This is a genomic window from Erwinia tracheiphila (assembly GCF_021365465.1).
Classification (GTDB): domain Bacteria; phylum Pseudomonadota; class Gammaproteobacteria; order Enterobacterales; family Enterobacteriaceae; genus Erwinia; species Erwinia tracheiphila.
Genome location: NZ_CP089932.1, coordinates 1,288,548 through 1,305,482 on the forward strand (window position 1 = coordinate 1,288,548; position 16,935 = coordinate 1,305,482).

Genomic DNA, 16,935 nt, shown 5'->3' on the forward strand with positions numbered 1-16,935 from the left:
CTTTTACCAAATAAAACTTTCCATGTTACTGAAAACGGGAGCGGAGGCGGCCTCGACTCGCCTGGAGGTTGCCGCTATAATGCTGCGTCTATTTTTCTTCCTGAATGTATTCGGGACGCTTCTGGTACAGGGAGTGCGGTTTTGATATCAGAGGCCGCCCCGGTTCTTAGTCTCTACTCCGTTTCTTTTGAGGCGGGTAGGGTCTGAAGTTGACCGAGAACGTGATTTTTTTGAGGTAATTAAGATGCAAGCTTCAGTAGAAACAACTCAGGGCCTGGGCCGCCGCGTTACGATTACCGTCGAGAAAGAGGTTATCGAAAATGCAGTTAAAAGCGAGCTGGTCAACGTAGCGAAAAAAGTTCGTATTGACGGTTTCCGTAAAGGGAAAGTGCCAGTGAATGTTGTGGCAAAGCGTTACGGTGCTTCTGTCCGCCAGGATGTGCTGGGTGACCTGATGCAGCGTAACTTTGTTGACACGATCATTAAAGAAAAAATCAACCCGGCGGGTGCGCCTTCTTACGTGCCAGGCGAATATACACCAGGCAATGATTTCACTTACTCCGTTGAGTTTGAAGTTTACCCTGAAGTTGAACTGCGGGGGCTGGATGCCATTGAGGTTGAAAAACCATTGGTTGAAGTCACCGATGCTGACGTTGATACCATGCTGGAAACCCTGCGTAAGCAGCAGGCTACCTGGAAAGAAACTGATCGCGCGGCGGAAGCGGAAGATCGTGCCACCATCGATTTCACCGGGTCTGTTGATGGGGAAGTGTTCGAAGGTGGTAAAGCCTCTGATTTCGTTCTGGTGATGGGCCAGGGACGAATGATTCCAGGTTTTGAAGATGGTGTGGTCGGCCACAAAGCAGGTGAAACCTTCACCATTGACGTCAATTTCCCCGACGATTATCACGCTGAGAATCTTAAGGGTAAGGCCGCGAAGTTTGATATCGTGCTGAAAAAAGTTGAAGAGCGCGAGCTGCCAGAATTCACCGAAGAGTTCATTAAGCGTTTTGGTGTGGCAGATGGTTCCGTTGTCGGTCTTCGTGCAGAAGTGCGTAAAAACATGGAGCGCGAGTTGAAAGGTGCCGTTCGCAATCGTGTTAAGACACAGGCGATTGATGGCTTGGTTAATGCGAATAACATTGACGTGCCAGCTGCACTGATTGACAGCGAAATTGAGGTGCTTAAACGTCAGGCTGCACAGCGTTTTGGTGGCAATGAGAAACAGGCTCTGGAACTGCCTCGCGAACTGTTCGCAGAACAGGCGAAACGTCGTGTTGTTGTTGGTCTGTTGCTGGGTGAAGTTATTCGTACCCACGAGCTGAAAGCGGATGAAAGCCGCGTTAATGCCTTAATTGAAGAGATGGCATCCGCTTATGAAGACCCGTCAGAAGTGGTTGAGTTCTACAGCAAAAACAATGAGCTGATGAACAACATGCGCAATGTCGCGCTGGAAGAGCAGGCGGTGGAGGCCGTGCTGGAAAAAGCGAAAGTGACGGAAAAAGCAACAAACTTCCAGGAGTTGATGAACCAGGCTCAGAACGCCTGATTTATTGATTACCTTGAAAAAATAAAAGCCCGCGGCCGTTGTGGCTACGGGCTTTTTATTTTATTGAATGCGCTGGGTGATATTCCGGGCTTTATTCGTTCATTAAACCGTCAAATCATCAACTAAGCTATTTTTCCTGGTTAGCACTTGATAAAAACGTTGTTATGCTTGAATCAGTGGGGCAGCATCCCCAGATAGGGACCCAGTCAAAAAATTTATCCAGGAGACAGATAATGTCATACAGTGGCGAACAAACGGCACCTCATATGGCCTTAGTGCCGATGGTGGTTGAACAGACCTCTCGTGGAGAGCGTTCTTACGACATTTTTTCTCGCCTGCTCAAAGAGCGCATCATCTTCCTGACAGGTCAGGTTGAAGATCATATGGCGAATCTGATCGTGGCGCAGATGCTTTTTCTGGAAGCAGAAAACCCTGAAAAAGACATCCATCTGTACATTAACTCGCCCGGTGGCGTCATTACGGCGGGCATGTCTATTTACGACACGATGAAGTTTATCAAACCTGATGTGAGTACCATTTGTATGGGGCAGGCCTGTTCGATGGGTGCCTTTCTGCTCACTGCGGGTGCCAGGGGTAAACGATATTGCCTGCCTAACTCTCGTGTCATGATCCACCAGCCGCTGGGCGGTTATCAGGGACAGGCAACGGATATTGAAATTCACGCGCGTGAGATCCTTAAGGTGAAACAGCGCATGAACGAGCTCATGGCTGAACACACGGGCAAAACTCTCGAAGAAATAGAGCGTGACACTGAACGTGACCGTTTCCTGTCCGCTAATGAAGCGGTAGAGTATGGACTTGTGGATTCAATTCTGACGCATCGCACCTGATCTTATCCCTTTTCTGTCGTCTATAGTCAGAGAGGGGCAAGAGCGACTAATGATGATGCCTTTTATCGGCATCATCGCCGCAAGCAAAGCGGACGAAGATAACAGAAGAGGTTAACTGATGACAGATAAGCGCAAAGACGGTTCAGGAAAGCTGCTGTACTGCTCTTTTTGCGGCAAAAGCCAGCATGAAGTGCGCAAGCTGATCGCCGGTCCGTCAGTGTATATCTGCGACGAATGTGTTGATTTGTGTAATGACATCATTCGCGAAGAGATTAAAGAAGTTGCTCCACATCGTGAGCGTAGTGCATTACCTACGCCACACGAAATTCGCGATCATCTCGACGATTACGTTATCGGCCAGGAAAGAGCGAAGAAAGTGCTGGCAGTAGCGGTCTATAACCATTACAAACGTTTGCGTAATGGCGATACCAGTAATGGTATTGAACTTGGTAAAAGTAACATTCTCCTGATTGGGCCAACCGGTAGTGGTAAAACGCTGCTGGCAGAAACCATGGCCCGGCTGCTCGACGTGCCGTTCACTATGGCCGATGCTACCACGCTTACCGAAGCGGGTTATGTGGGCGAGGATGTAGAAAATATCATTCAGAAGCTGCTGCAAAAATGCGATTACGATGTGCAAAAAGCGCAGCGGGGTATCGTCTATATTGATGAAATTGATAAGATTTCTCGTAAGTCGGATAATCCATCCATTACTCGCGATGTATCGGGTGAGGGTGTGCAGCAAGCCTTGCTTAAACTGATCGAAGGCACCGTTGCGGCTGTGCCTCCTCAGGGGGGACGTAAGCATCCACAGCAGGAATTTCTGCAGGTTGACACCTCCAAAATTTTGTTTATTTGTGGAGGGGCCTTTGCAGGTCTGGATAAAGTCATTTCTCAGCGTGTCGAAACAGGTACTGGTATCGGGTTTGGCGCGACAGTGAAAGGCAAGTCGCAAAAAGCCACTGAAGGTGAGTTGTTGGAACAGGTAGAACCAGAAGATTTAATCAAATTCGGTCTTATCCCTGAGTTTATTGGTCGTTTGCCTGTTGTGGCTACCCTGAATGAGTTAAGCGAAGAAGCATTAATTCAAATCCTGCGGGAACCGAAGAACGCGCTAACTAAACAGTATCAGGCGCTGTTCAACCTCGAAGGAGTGGAGCTAGAATTCCGTGGTGAGGCTTTGACGGCTATTGCCAAAAAAGCAATGTCGCGTAAAACCGGTGCGCGTGGTCTGCGCTCCATTGTTGAAGGTGCGTTGCTAAATACAATGTATGATTTGCCTTCGATGGATGATGTGGAAAAAGTCGTCATAGACGATACGGTCATTGAAGGTCAGACCGAACCGATGCTGATATATGGAAAGCATGAAGCACAGCAGGCTTCTGGTGAATAATTAACCAAATATTTCCAGTCGGTTATCTCAAAAAAGGGGGGGATGTCTCCCCTTTTGCTTTTCTCGCATACATAACATTGAATGTGCCTCATCCATCCCCATATACTCAGACACCTGTTGGGTAAAACTGCCTTTTAAGTGGTTTATGGCAGTACCCATCGCCCTGGCGGAAATTAAACTGAGAGAGAGCTCTATGAATCCTGAGCGTTCAGAACGCATTGAAATCCCTGTGTTGCCGTTGCGTGACGTAGTGGTTTATCCGCACATGGTAATTCCGTTGTTTGTTGGCCGTGAAAAATCAATTCGCTGTCTTGAGACTGCCATGGATCATGATAAAAAGATCATGCTGGTCGCTCAGAAAGAGGCTTCAACGGATGAGCCTGGCATTAACGATCTTTTCTCTGTCGGGACTGTAGCCTCCATTTTGCAAATGTTGAAATTGCCTGATGGTACGGTAAAAGTGCTGGTTGAAGGGTTGCAGCGTGCGCATATCACTATTCTTGCAGATAATGGCGATCACTTCATGGCCCAGGCAGAGTACCTTGTCTCCATGGAAATTGACGAGCGTGAACAGGAAGTTCTGGTGCGCACGGCCATTAATCAGTTTGAGGGTTACATCAAACTGAATAAAAAAATCCCTCCAGAAGTGCTTACTTCGCTGAACAGCATTGAAGATGCGGCACGCCTTGCTGATACCGTTGCTGCTCATATGCCGTTGAAACTGGCTGATAAGCAGTCCGTGCTGGAAATGTCAGATGTGAATGAGCGTCTGGAATATCTGATGGCGATGATGGAATCCGAGATCGATCTGCTACAGGTCGAGAAGCGAATTCGTAATCGCGTTAAAAAGCAGATGGAAAAAAGCCAGCGTGAATATTATCTGAACGAGCAGATGAAGGCGATTCAGAAAGAGTTAGGCGAAATGGATGATGCGCCTGATGAGAATGAGGCGCTGAAACGAAAAATCGATGCGGCAAAAATGCCCAAAGAAGCCCGTGAAAAAACGGAAGCGGAGTGGCAGAAACTTAAAATGATGTCACCGATGTCGGCGGAAGCAACCGTGGTGCGCGGTTATATCGACTGGATGATTCAGGTACCGTGGAATGCGCGCAGTAAAGTTAAAAAGGATTTGGTTAAGGCACAGGAAACGCTCGACACCGATCATTTTGGACTGGAGCGTGTTAAAGACCGTATCCTGGAGTATTTAGCTGTTCAAAGTCGCGTCAGTAAAATCCGCGGGCCAATTCTTTGCCTGGTGGGGCCTCCGGGCGTGGGTAAAACCTCCCTTGGTCAGTCTATTGCTAAAGCGACAGGCAGAAAGTATGTTCGCATGGCGCTGGGCGGCGTGCGTGATGAAGCCGAGATTCGGGGACATCGCCGTACCTATATTGGCTCTATGCCAGGTAAACTGATCCAGAAAATGGCAAAAGTCGGCGTTAAAAACCCACTGTTCTTACTGGATGAAATAGACAAGATGTCCTCGGATATGCGTGGCGACCCCGCATCTGCTTTGCTTGAGGTGCTTGACCCGGAACAGAACAGTGCCTTCAACGATCATTATCTGGAAGTGGATTACGATCTTTCTGATGTGATGTTTGTGGCTACGTCGAACTCCATGAACATTCCGGCTCCGTTGCTTGATCGTATGGAAGTGATCCGCCTGTCTGGCTATACCGAGGATGAAAAACTCAATATTGCTAAACAGCATTTACTGCCTAAGCAAATTGAGCGTAATGCCCTGAAAGAAAGTGAGCTAATCGTGGATGATAGTGCTGTGGTTGGCATTATTCGCTACTACACGCGTGAAGCAGGCGTGCGTAGCCTCGAGCGTGAACTGTCGAAGCTTTGTCGTAAGGCGGTAAAAGCGCTGCTGATGGACAAAAAGACCAGATACATCGAGATCAACAGTGACAACCTGAAAGATTATCTTGGCGTTCAACGTTATGACTACGGGCGCGCAGACAGTGAAAATCGGGTAGGCCAGGTTACCGGGCTTGCGTGGACGGAAGTGGGTGGCGATCTGTTAACCATTGAAACCGCCTGCGTACCGGGTAAAGGCAAACTTACTTATACCGGATCGCTGGGTGAAGTTATGCAGGAGTCTATCCAGGCTGCTCTCACCGTGGTACGTGCGAGAGCGGAGAAGCTGGGTATCAACGGTGACTTCTACGAGAAACGTGATATTCATGTGCATGTACCGGAAGGGGCCACGCCCAAGGATGGACCCAGTGCCGGTATTGCTATGTGTACCGCCTTGGTTTCTTGTCTGACAGGCAATCCCGTTCGTGCGGATGTGGCGATGACCGGCGAGATTACCCTGCGTGGCCAGGTATTGCCTATCGGTGGCCTGAAAGAAAAGCTGTTAGCAGCACATCGTGGTGGGATTAAAACGGTGTTGATTCCAGATGAAAACAAACGCGATCTGGAGGAAATCCCGGATAACGTGATCGCTGATCTGGAGATTCATCCGGTTACATGTATCGAAGAAGTGCTGACGCTGGCCCTGCAAAATTCCCCTTACGGCATGCAGGTTGCCACCACAAAATAGTGATGTAAGACAAAAAGACCTTAAAACAAAAGCTGGCAGTTAAATTGGTACTTGCCAGCTTTTTTTGGGGCCGCTAATTTAGATTGCCGTTAAGCCAGTGATGGCCAGGGCTTGCGATATTGCTGTTGCTCGACAGATTAAAAATTAACATAACTGATGCACTCTTGCGGTTGGCAAATCGATGCCGTGAGGTGAATAATTAAAAGAGGGGATGATTGAGTGAATAAGTCACAGTTGATCGACAAAATCGCCACCAGCGCTGATATTTCAAAAGCGGCGGCGGGGCGCGCTCTGGATGCTTTCATGGACTCTGTTTCTGGATCTCTGAAAGCAGGCGATGAAGTGGCGCTGGTTGGCTTTGGTACGTTCTCTGTTCGTGAGCGGGCAGAGCGCACCGGACGCAATCCACAAACCGGTAAAGAAATTACTATTCCTGCGGGTAAAGTGCCCAGTTTTCGTGCGGGTAAAGCATTGAAAGATGCGGTTAATTGATACACTCTGAGCAATTTATCAGGTGGTAATGAGGACTGTTCAGGTGTTCTCATGTACCATACAGGGCACGTCAGGTCACTGATGTGCCTTTTTTATGTTTATCGACAAGTGAGCCTGATACGCACCAGCGTGGAGCGTTCCTGGGAATGTGGAACGACGCTCAAAGTTTACATTCACACTACAGCGGAGTGTTGTCATACCATGATGGACAATTTACGTGCGGCGTCGAACCATGTCGTGCTCAAAATTATACTGGGTTTGATCATCCTGTCTTTTGTTCTGACCGGGGTGGGCAACTACCTTGTCGGTGGTAATGGGGATTATGCTGCCAAAGTTAACGGGCAGGAAATAAGCCGTGCGCAGCTGGAAAGATCGTTTACCAACGAGCGCAGCCGTCAGCAGCAGATGCTGGGCGAACAGTTTTCTGTTCTTGCGAGTAACCCTGGCTATTTGCAGCAAATTCGTCAGCAGGCGCTTTCTCAACTGATCGATGAACACTTGTTGGATCAGTATGCCAAAGCGCTGGGACTGGCAATTAGCGATGACCAGATAAAACAGGCCATCTTTGGCCAGCCTGCTTTTCAAACTGATGGTAAGTTCGATAACAGTAAATACCTTGGCATTATCAATAATATGGGGTTCACTGCTGATCGCTACGCTGAGGCACTGCGTAATCAGTTGACCACGCAGCAAATCATTATGGCGGTGACACGTACCGACTTTATGCTTTCCGGTGAGACGGATGCGCTGGCTTCCTTGGTCTCGCAGCTGCGGGTGGTGCGTGAAGCAACCATTGATGTTGCTGCACTGACGGGTAAACAGACCGTCAGTGACGAAGAAATTAACAACGACTACCAGCAAAACAAAAACAACTTCATGTCACCTGAACAGTTCCGTGTCAGTTATATCAAACTTGATGCTGCTGCTTTGCAGGAACCCGTCAGCGAGAGCGATATTCAGAGCTGGTATGACAGCCACCAGAATGATTATACCCAACCACAGCGCAGTCGCTTCAGCATTATCCAGACCAAGACTGAGGCTGAGGCTGAGGCCGTACTGGACGAGTTGAAAAAAGGTGGAGACTTTGCCGCACTTGCGAAGCAAAAATCAGCCGATCCTATCTCTGCACGTAACGGTGGTGATATGGGATGGTTAGAGCCAGAAACCACGCCAGATGAGCTAAAAAGCGTTAATCTGACGGATAAAGGCCAGCTTTCTGGCGTCATCAAATCGTCGGTGGGCTTTCTTGTTGTGCGTCTGGACGATATACAGCCACAGCAAATCAAACCGCTGAAAGCAGTGCATGATGATATCGCAGCAAAGGTGAAGCAGGAAAAAGCGCTGGATAGATGGTATAAGCTCCAGCAAAAAGTGAGCGATGCAGCCAGCAATGACAATGAGTCTTTGGCCGGTGCTGAAGCAGTTGCGGGAGTGAAAGCGGTTGAAACCGGGTGGTTCAGTCATGATTCGCTGCCGGAAGAGTTAAACTTCAAACAGGTTGAACAGGCTATTTTCAATGGTGGCCTGGTTGGGGAAAATGGCTCCCCGGGTAGGAATTCCGATATGATTACAGTCGATGGCGATCGGGCATTTGTACTACGCATTAGTGAGCATAAGCCTGAAGCTGTCAAACCACTAAGTGAAGTGCGAGTCCAAATTACGGACAGACTGAAAACTGAAAAGGCCCAAAAAGAAGCGCATGATCGGGCGGAAAAACTGCTGGCTGCTTTGAAAGCCGATAAGGGTGACGACGCGATGAAAGCAGTGGGTGTTTCCTTTAGTGCACAGCAAACGCTCACTCGTTCTGGTCAGGATGCGGTTACACAGGCTGCCTTTTCCATGCCGTTACCTCAGAAAGGTAGCCCAGACTATACCGTCAGCGAAGACAGCAAAGGTAATGTGGTACTGATTGCTTTGGATCAGGTACATAGTGGAACCATGCCGGAAGAACAGAAGAAAGCAATGGTTCAGGGTGTGACGCAAAACAATGCTCAAATTGCTTTTGCTGCCTTACTCAGTAACCTGCGCAAAGATGCCAAAATTAAATATGGTGCGGCAGCGCAGGCGCAATAAAGCTCGCAATTTTTTTGCAACGTCATTAAAAAACACAGGCCGCTTATGCGGCCTTTTCCATTTTTATACACTGCAGTTTGTGGCCGCCATGCTCCGGGAGTAACGTGGTTTTGCTGTCTAATACATGGAGGAAAACAGCATGCAACAAAGGTTTTTTTTAGCTTTAGCTCTGGCACTTTTGATAAGTCCGACAGGGCATAATGTGCGGGCGGCACAGGCGAATTCAGCAGAAACCGTCTCGGTATCAACGTCAGACCAGGCAGAACCCTCGTCTTTTTCAGTCAATGATGCAGATGCAGGAAAGGCGGTGGCCCTGTCAGCATCCGGGCAGGTTAGTATCAATCAGGCGACAGCTGAGGAGTTAGCTGCTGCGCTGAACGGTATCGGTCTAAAAAAAGCACAGGCTATTGTAAGTTACCGCGAAGAGTACGGTGATTTCACTGGTATTGAACAGTTGAAAGAAGTACCTGGAATTGGCAATGCATTAGTAGAGAGAAATGTGTCGCGATTAAAACTGTGATCGTAGTCCGGTGCCTTTTATCAGACCAGCCACATAAGCGTTACCTCTGCTAGTCTTATGAGGTCATACCAGTTGGTGTGACCTTTGACTGCCGGAGGTAATGAACCATGCCAACGACAATAAAGGTCAGAGGTTATCATCTTGATGTTCATCAGCATGTTAACAATGCACACTATCTTGAGTTTCTGGAGGACGCGCGTTGGGAGTGGCTGGGGTGCTCGAACGCTTTCAGTTGGATGGAGGAGAACCGACTGGCCCTCATTATGGTTAATATTAACTACCGTCACCCGGCATTACTGGGCGACGTGCTTGATATCAGCAGTCAAATGCTGGAACTTGGCGGCAAAAGCGGCGTTGTGGCGCAGACAGTGGCTCGCGCCTCTGATAAAGAAATTGTTGCTGACGCCCGACTCATTTTTGCCTGTGTTGATTTACTGACGCATAAAGCAAAGCCTATCAAGAGAAAGCTTAAGCAAAAAATGGAAGAAATGCTGTCAGGTTAGTCCAGTTTTTTGCTGCATGTTCTTCATAACACCAGCAGCGTTACTCTGATATTCACGCAGGCCGTTAGCCCGTAAGTTGCAGGCTGCACACGTGCCACAACCGTCGCCCTTTATACCGTTGTAACAGGTCAGTGTTTCATTGCGCACCAGGGATAGCTGATGCCAGTAATCTGCAAGTGCCCAGATTTCCGCTTTGTTTAACCACATAAGCGGTGTTACGAAACGCACCGGATGCGCCATACCGAGGGTAACGGCCTGATTGAGTGCTTTAACAAACTCATCCCGGCAGTCGGGATAGCCTGAAAAGTCTGTTTCACACACGCCGGTGATGACCGTTTCTGCTTCGACCTGATAAGCGCAGATTGATGCAAGTGTCAAAAAGAGAATGTTGCGTCCCGGTACAAAAGTGCTGGGCAGGCCATTGGCAGCGGGGTTGTAAGCGGGAACCGGAATGTTGTCCCTGGTCAGACTGCTGATTGCCAGCTCATTAAGCAAGGTGACGTCCAGCGTTTTATGTGCACTGGCACCAAGCAATTTACTCAGATGACACGCAATATCGATCTCCGCGCGGTGTCTCTGGCCGTAATCGAAGGTAACGCAGTGTACTTCGTCATACTGCTGTAGTGCCTGAATCAGGCAGGTTGTTGAATCCTGACCGCCGCTGAAAACCACCACTGCACGTTTCATTCTGCTCACCTTATTAATTTTCTGAGACATATTTTACTTGCTCAGGTTCTGGAAAGGTAGTGCTACTTATCAGGGCATATCAGACTGCCATTGACCAACATCGCCAATATGTTCAGCAACCCAGTCGGGATGATAACAGGTCTCCAGATAGTGATCACCGCTGTCACACTGTAATGTGACAATCGATCCACTGCGCCCGGCTTCACGCATTCTTTTTGCCACCTGTAACGTGCTCCATACGTTAGTTCCTGTTGAGGAACCTGCTTTACGTCCCAGCTGTTTTTCCAGCCAGAGCATGGGCGCGATACTGGCTCCGTCGGGGACGCGCATCATTTCATCCACCAAATCAACAATGAAAGAGGGTTCCACTCGCGGACGGCCTGTGCCTTCAAGTTTGCTTCCTGTAACACTTGTCGCGTTGCTGCCAGTAATCAAAGAAAACTGAATGTTCAGGATCGACCACCGTAAGCCGGGTTGGGTGCCCCTGATAGCGCAGATAGCGACCAATCGTTGCTGATGTGCCGCCCGTACCTGCACTCATGACAATGGTTTCTGGAATGGGGAAGGACTCATTTTTCATTTGCTGAAAAATACTGTCGGCAATATTGTTATTACCATACCAGTCTGTAGCCGTTCAGCATAGGTGAACTGATCCATAAAATGGCCATTCAACTCGCGGTCCATTCGTTCTGATTCAGCGTACATCTGGCACGGATCGCTGACAAAATGACAGCGTTCGCCATAAAAGATGATTTGTTCTATTTTGCGCTTTGCCGTCGTTTCAGGCATTACGGCAATAAAGGACAGGCTCAGTAACCGGGCGAAATAAGCCTCTGAAACATCGGTACTACCGGAAGAAGCCTCAATGACAGGCGTACCTTCTTTAATCCAACCATTGTACAGGCCATAAAGAAATAAAGATCGCGCGAGGCGGTGTTTCAGGCTGCCACTTGGATGGGTGCTCTTATCTTTCAGATAGAGCCAGATACCCGGATAAGCAGGCAGGGGCAGACGAATCAGGTGGGTATCAGCGGAACGCTGAATATCGGCGTTTATCTCTTGTATAGCTTTGGAAACCTATAAATCATTCATCTTTTTTGCCCTTTGTAAATTTGTTAAAGAATAGGGCCTGCAAGGAAAAAAGGTTTTCCATTTTTGCTTTATTATGATGATAAAAGAGAAAAAACTCTCTTAGAGAAACGTATGACAGATAAAACTGACCTTAAGTTACGGGCTTTATTACAGTAGAATTGCACATTATCATTACAGACGCTGGCCGATGCCCTGCATCTGACGACCACACTATGCTGGAAACGCTTGAAAAGGCTGGAAGATGAGGGCTATATTCGCGGCCGTGTAGCGCTGTTAGATGCAGAAAAACTTTCTGTTAAAGCAAGCTTAAAATGTCACCCAATTCTCCAAAATAGAAATGTCACTTTTTTGATAAGAGTGCAGGGAGATCATCGTTTGAGGCTGGCTCAGAACTCTGCCGGATTGGCCAGTACTGGATTGATAGCCCGCAATTGTTCCCGGACTCTGGCCTGAGCGCGACGTTTCGGCATCTGTTTGCTTCTGGCCCGGTTGCCATGATGATCCAGCTTATCCATTTTGTCCTGTGCCAGTTTCAGTACGGCACCGAGGCGTTTTTTATCAACGATTTGCCCCTGATCAACACAATCAAGTTTGTCGAAGACCTGATATCTCAGAGAGCGATATAGACAACAGCCTGAATAACGTTAACCCGGTTTAACTCTTTATCTGACATGGTTACTAACATCCGAATGTCTTTGCGGCAAAAGGTTTGAGCCTTTATACCGTAAAAAGTGACATCTCTGAATGGGAGAAAAGTGACATTACTATATTGGTGCTACACTTTCTCTCTCCCTTACTATTTTTATGTTAAAAAAACACAGCAGCACAGCAGTGATTGGTACCAGCGATTCTTGGAGATAGTTAATGAAATGTCGGAAGTGATGAGCTGCTATCGAATGGCCTGAGAATATGACTACCTTTTGTGCATTCAGGTGGCTGATATGAGAACCTGTGATCGGTTTTATAAACGTCTGGTGAACCGGATGACAGGTTTGCTGGATGTAACCTCGAGTTTCGCGATGGAAGTGATAAAATACACCGCCGTTAGGCTGATCGCCGCTTTGTGATCGTTTCGCTCAATCATAACCAGGATGTTTACTGTGCGACTGTTTAGCCAATTAAGATGGTTTTTTATTCGTGAATGGCGGCGCTATCTCGGTGCCGTGTTTCTGTTGATCATTATCGCACTACTTCAGTTGTTACCACCGAAAGTGGTCGGAACCATTGTAGATGACGTCACCCAGCAGCAAACCAGCGGAATGGGGCTGATGCTGTGGGTTGCCCTGATGTTTTTTACCGCAGTGTTGATCTACTTTTTACGCTATGTCTGGAGAATTCTGCTGTTTGGTGCGTCTTACCAACTGGCGGTGGAGCTACGCCGCGATTTTTATCGTCAACTAAGTCGCCAGCACCCTGAGTTTTATCTTCGTCATCGTACCGGGGATTTAATTGCCCGGGCAACCAACGATGTGGATCGCGTTGTGTTTGCCGCCGGCGAAGGTGTGCTCACCCTGGTGGATTCACTGGTGATGGGACTGGCGGTGTTGGTGGTGATGAGCACACAGATTAGTTGGCAGTTGACCCTGCTGGCTCTGTTGCCGATGCCGGTTATGGCTATCGTGATCAAACGATACGGTGAACAATTGCACCAGAGCTTCCGGCTGGCTCAGGCTGCTTTTTCTTCCCTGAACGATCAGACTCAGGAAAGTCTTACCAGCATTCGTATGATCAAGGCTTTTGGGCTGGAAAATCACCAGTCAGCAAAATTTGCTGAGATTGCTGAGGATACAGGGAATAAGAATTTGCGCGTGGCGCGTGTCGATGCCCGCTTCGATCCCACTATCTACATAGCGATCGGTATGTCTAATCTGTTGGCGGTAGGCGGCGGTAGCTGGCTGGTCTGGCACGGTGAAATGACGCTTGGGCAGTTAACCAGCTTTGTGATGTATCTGGGTCTGATGATCTGGCCTATGCTCGCGCTGGCGTGGATGTTTAATATCGTGGAGCGCGGTAGTGCAGCATGGGTAAGGATAGCGCCGCTGCTGGCAGAAGTCCCGACGGTCAAAGACGGCAGCGAGACGTTACCCAAAGAGCGAGGACAATTACAGATTGCTATCCGTGAATTTTTTTACCCCGGTGCAAAGCAACCGGCACTGCGCCAGCTGAATGCCAGCCTTAAGCCGGGCGAGATGCTCGGGCTTTGCGGTCCAACCGGCGCGGGAAAAAGCACCTTGCTTGGCCTAATTCAACGACATTTCGATATCGGTCAGGGTGACATTCGTTATCATGGTATACCTCTTTCTTCATTAAGGCTGGACAGCTGGCGCAGCCGCATAGCCGTAGTCAGCCAGACGCCTCTTCTGTTTTCCGATTCGGTTTCAAACAATATCGCCCTTGGTCGGCCAGCGGCTAGCCGGAGCGATATTGAACAGGCCGCCCGACTTGCCAATGTGCATGACGATATTATGCAACTGCCGCAGGGCTACGACACTGAGGTGGGAGAGCGAGGAGTGATGCTGTCCGGCGGCCAAAAACAGCGTATTTCGATTGCAAGAGCACTGCTGCTAAATGCTGAAATACTCATTCTCGACGATGCGCTTTCCGCTGTAGATGGTCGGACTGAATATCAGATTTTACAAAACCTTCGTTGGTGGGGGGCGGGGAGAACGATAATCATCAGTGCGCATCGCCTGTCTGCATTGAATGAAGCCAGTGAGATTCTGGTTATGCAAAAAGGCACAGTGTCACAGCGTGGTCAGCATAGTGAACTGATGGAGCAAAACGGTTGGTATCAGGACATGTATCGTTATCAACAGCTGGAAGCCGCTCTGGACAATGACGGGGCTGATAAGGACATTGCTCATGGCTAATTTGACAGAACTCTTGCCAACTCTGAAAAGGCTGCTGCGCTACGGGCACCCCTTCCGAAAATCGCTTGGCCTCGCCGTGCTGCTTCTCTGGATTTCGGCGGCAGCTGAAGTACTTGGCCCCGTGCTTATCAGCTATTTTATCGATCATATGGTGGCGAAACATCATATGCCGGTGGGGTTAGTGGCTGGACTTGCAGCAAGTTATATCCTGTTACAGGTGCTGGCAGCCTTACTGCATTATTCACAATCATTGCTGTTTAATCAGGCAGCGGTGGGTGTGGTTCAACGTTTGCGAACGGATGTAATGGATGCTGCGTTGCGTCAACCTCTGAGCTCGTACGATACCCAACCTGTTGGGCAAATCATTTCGCGTGTGACCAATGATACTGAAGTTGTCCGCGATCTGTATGTCACCGTGCTCGCCACGGTGCTGCATAGTGCTGCGCTTGTTAGTGCAATGCTGGTGGCCATGTTCAGCCTCGACTGGAGAATGGCGCTGGTGGCCGTGGCTATTTTCCCTGCGGTAATCGTCGTGATGATCATTTATCAGCACTACAGCACCCCGATCGTCCGGCGAGTACGCAGTTATCTGGCCGATATCAATAACGGCTTTAACGAAGCTATCAATGGTATGAGCGTTATCCAACAGTTTCGCCAGCAGGCCCGCTTTGGTAAGCGCCTGTGCGAGGCTAGCCGCCTGCATTATCAAGCGAGGATGGAAACCTTGCGCCTGGATGGCTTTCTTCTGAGGCCTTTACTCAGTTTGTTTTCCGCGCTGATTCTCTGTGGCCTGATGATGTTATTTGGCTTTTCGGGCCAGGGCAGGATTGAAGTGGGCGTGCTTTATGTGTTTATTAATTATCTGGGGCGTCTGAATGAGCCACTGATTGAGTTAACGACCCAGCAGTCGATGCTGCAACAGGCGTTAATAGCCGGGGAGCGTATTTTTGAGTTAATGGACGCACGACAGCAATCCTATGGCAACGATGATCGGCCGCTTAATTCGGGGCGGATCGAAATAGACGGTCTGAATTTTGCCTATCGTGCTGATTATCAGGTGCTCAGGGGCGTCAATCTTGTGATTCCACCCCGTCATTTTGTTGCATTAGTTGGCCATACCGGAAGTGGAAAAAGCACGCTTGCTAATTTGATTATGGGCTATTATCCCCTTCTGGAAGGTGAGATTCGTCTTGACGGCAGGCCAATAAATTCGCTTTCGCAACGCGTTCTCAGAAAGGATATGGCATTGGTTCAGCAGGATCCGGTTGTGCTGGCGGACACGTTCTTTGCCAATGTTACACTGGGCCGTGATATCAGCGAGGATGTGGTATGGCAGGTGCTGGAAACCGTGCAACTGGCTGACCTGGCCAGACACTTGCCTGAGGGTATTTATACTCATCTCGGTGAACAGGGTAACACCCTCTCTGTAGGGCAAAAGCAATTGCTGGCTATGGCCAGAGTACTGGTCGCCAGCCCAAAGCTTTTAATCCTTGATGAAGCCACTGCTAATATTGACTCCGGCACTGAGCAGGCAATTCAAAAAGCACTACATTTGGTTCGTCAACAAACCACATTAGTGGCGATTGCCCATCGTCTTTCCACAATTATCGAAGCGGATACTATCTTTGTTCTTCACCGTGGTCGTATTGTTGAACAGGGAACCCACAGACAGCTACTGGATGAGCATGGCCGCTATGCGCAAATGTATCAGTTACAGCTGGCTGGAGCAGAGCTGGAAACAAATGAAACGCCTCAGCTTGCCCCAAAATAAGGCAAATAACTATCCCGGAAGATCAGACTGCACATATCTGTAACGCAATGCACTATAATTGTGCTATTCGGGGCTGTCGCCCTGAGACTGTTCAGTGTGAATTTTCTTTAATGCCACTCTTGGATGCAGAGCATGACTGGCTAATCGTCTGGAAATTGCAGTTTTTAAATTTATGGCACAGCCTTTGCTTTGTTGATTATGTATCGGGTAAAACAACCATTTTCAGTACCTGGGGGGGATCGTATGAAGCTGGTTACCGTGGTAATCAAACCGTTTAAATTAGAGGATGTGCGTGAAGCACTCTCTTCCATAGGTATTCAGGGGCTGACCGTAACGGCAGTAAAAGGTTTCGGCCGCCAGAAGGGGCATGCCGAGCTCTATCGCGGTGCTGAATACAGCGTGAACTTCCTGCCTAAGGTAAAAATCGACATTGCCATTACAGACGATCAGCTTGATGAAGTCGTTGATGTTATCAGTAAAGCAGCCTACACCGGGAAAATTGGTGACGGTAAAATTTTTGTTGCAGAGCTGCAGCGAGTTATCCGCATTCGCACGGGCGAAAATGATGAAGCTGCGCTGTAAAGGC

The 16,935-nt window shown here is 48.7% G+C and carries 12 protein-coding genes and 4 pseudogenes; 13 read left to right on the forward strand and 3 right to left on the reverse strand.

Annotation, left to right across the window (positions count from 1 at the left end; all coding sequences use genetic code 11):
* The first annotated feature begins 244 nt into the window (after positions 1-244).
* The 8 genes from tig to LU633_RS06830 all read left to right on the forward strand — a co-directional run bounded on the left by tig (position 245) and on the right by LU633_RS06830 (position 9,929).
* Entirely contained in the window at positions 245-1,549 is a 1,305-nt protein-coding gene (gene tig, locus LU633_RS06795; protein ID WP_016191665.1) for a trigger factor, read from the forward strand.
* A 233-nt stretch (positions 1,550-1,782) separates the two neighbouring features.
* A complete protein-coding gene (gene clpP, locus LU633_RS06800) occupies positions 1,783-2,400 on the forward strand; it encodes an ATP-dependent Clp endopeptidase proteolytic subunit ClpP (protein ID WP_016191664.1) in 618 nt (205 codons plus the stop codon).
* Positions 2,401-2,518: 118 nt separating this feature from the next.
* Positions 2,519-3,793 carry an ATP-dependent protease ATP-binding subunit ClpX gene (gene clpX, locus LU633_RS06805; RefSeq protein WP_233479017.1) on the forward strand — a complete coding sequence of 425 codons (1,275 nt, stop codon included), beginning with the start codon at positions 2,519-2,521 and terminating at the stop codon, positions 3,791-3,793.
* 193 nt (positions 3,794-3,986) lie between these two features.
* Positions 3,987-6,341, forward strand: a complete 2,355-nt coding sequence (lon, locus tag LU633_RS06810) for an endopeptidase La (RefSeq protein WP_016191662.1) — start codon at positions 3,987-3,989, stop codon at positions 6,339-6,341.
* A 219-nt stretch (positions 6,342-6,560) separates the two neighbouring features.
* Positions 6,561-6,833 carry a nucleoid-associated protein HU-beta gene (hupB, locus tag LU633_RS06815; RefSeq protein ID WP_016191661.1) on the forward strand — a complete coding sequence of 91 codons (273 nt, stop codon included), beginning with the start codon at positions 6,561-6,563 and terminating at the stop codon, positions 6,831-6,833.
* 201 nt (positions 6,834-7,034) lie between these two features.
* A complete protein-coding gene (gene ppiD / locus LU633_RS06820) occupies positions 7,035-8,906 on the forward strand; it encodes a peptidylprolyl isomerase (protein WP_016191660.1) in 1,872 nt (623 codons plus the stop codon).
* 139 nt (positions 8,907-9,045) lie between these two features.
* Entirely contained in the window at positions 9,046-9,426 is a 381-nt protein-coding gene (locus LU633_RS06825) for a helix-hairpin-helix domain-containing protein (protein ID WP_016191659.1), read from the forward strand.
* Between the two features lie 107 nt (positions 9,427-9,533).
* Entirely contained in the window at positions 9,534-9,929 is a 396-nt protein-coding gene (locus LU633_RS06830; RefSeq protein ID WP_016191658.1) for an acyl-CoA thioesterase, read from the forward strand.
* Here LU633_RS06830 and queC read toward each other — a convergent pair.
* Both queC and LU633_RS06840 read right to left on the reverse strand, forming a co-directional pair.
* The gene (gene queC / locus LU633_RS06835; RefSeq protein ID WP_016191657.1) at positions 9,921-10,616 is read right to left on the reverse strand and encodes a 7-cyano-7-deazaguanine synthase QueC; all 696 of its coding nucleotides are present in this window, start codon (positions 10,614-10,616) and stop codon (positions 9,921-9,923) included. The two genes, LU633_RS06830 and queC, sit on opposite strands and share 9 nt — an antisense overlap.
* Positions 10,617-10,685: 69 nt before the next feature.
* Positions 10,686-11,681, reverse strand: a pseudogene (locus LU633_RS06840) (PLP-dependent cysteine synthase family protein).
* Between the two features lie 138 nt (positions 11,682-11,819).
* On the opposite strand from LU633_RS06840, the pseudogene LU633_RS06845 reads away from it, so the two are divergent.
* Positions 11,820-12,005: pseudogene (locus tag LU633_RS06845) on the forward strand (Lrp/AsnC family transcriptional regulator); the annotation flags it as partial.
* Between the two features lie 89 nt (positions 12,006-12,094).
* Here the strand turns inward: LU633_RS06845 and LU633_RS06850 are convergent.
* Positions 12,095-12,331, reverse strand: a pseudogene (locus tag LU633_RS06850) (ISNCY family transposase); the annotation flags it as partial.
* A gap of 157 nt (positions 12,332-12,488) precedes the next feature.
* Between LU633_RS06850 and LU633_RS06855 the strand changes: the two are divergent.
* The 4 genes and pseudogenes from LU633_RS06855 to glnK all read left to right on the forward strand — a co-directional run.
* Positions 12,489-12,775 (forward strand): annotated as a pseudogene (locus LU633_RS06855) (Lrp/AsnC family transcriptional regulator); the annotation flags it as partial.
* Between the two features lie 33 nt (positions 12,776-12,808).
* Positions 12,809-14,578: a SmdA family multidrug ABC transporter permease/ATP-binding protein gene (locus LU633_RS06860; RefSeq protein ID WP_016191651.1), complete on the forward strand. Its 1,770-nt coding sequence runs from the start codon at positions 12,809-12,811 to the stop codon at positions 14,576-14,578.
* On the forward strand, positions 14,571-16,349 hold the full coding sequence (locus tag LU633_RS06865) for a SmdB family multidrug efflux ABC transporter permease/ATP-binding protein (protein WP_016191650.1): 1,779 nt from the start codon (positions 14,571-14,573) through the stop codon (positions 16,347-16,349). The genes LU633_RS06860 and LU633_RS06865 overlap by 8 nt, the downstream gene beginning before the upstream one ends.
* Before the next feature lie 243 nt (positions 16,350-16,592).
* Complete coding sequence (glnK, locus tag LU633_RS06870; RefSeq protein WP_016191649.1) at positions 16,593-16,931, forward strand: P-II family nitrogen regulator; 339 nt, start codon at positions 16,593-16,595, stop codon at positions 16,929-16,931.
* The last annotated feature ends 4 nt before the right edge of the window (positions 16,932-16,935 follow it).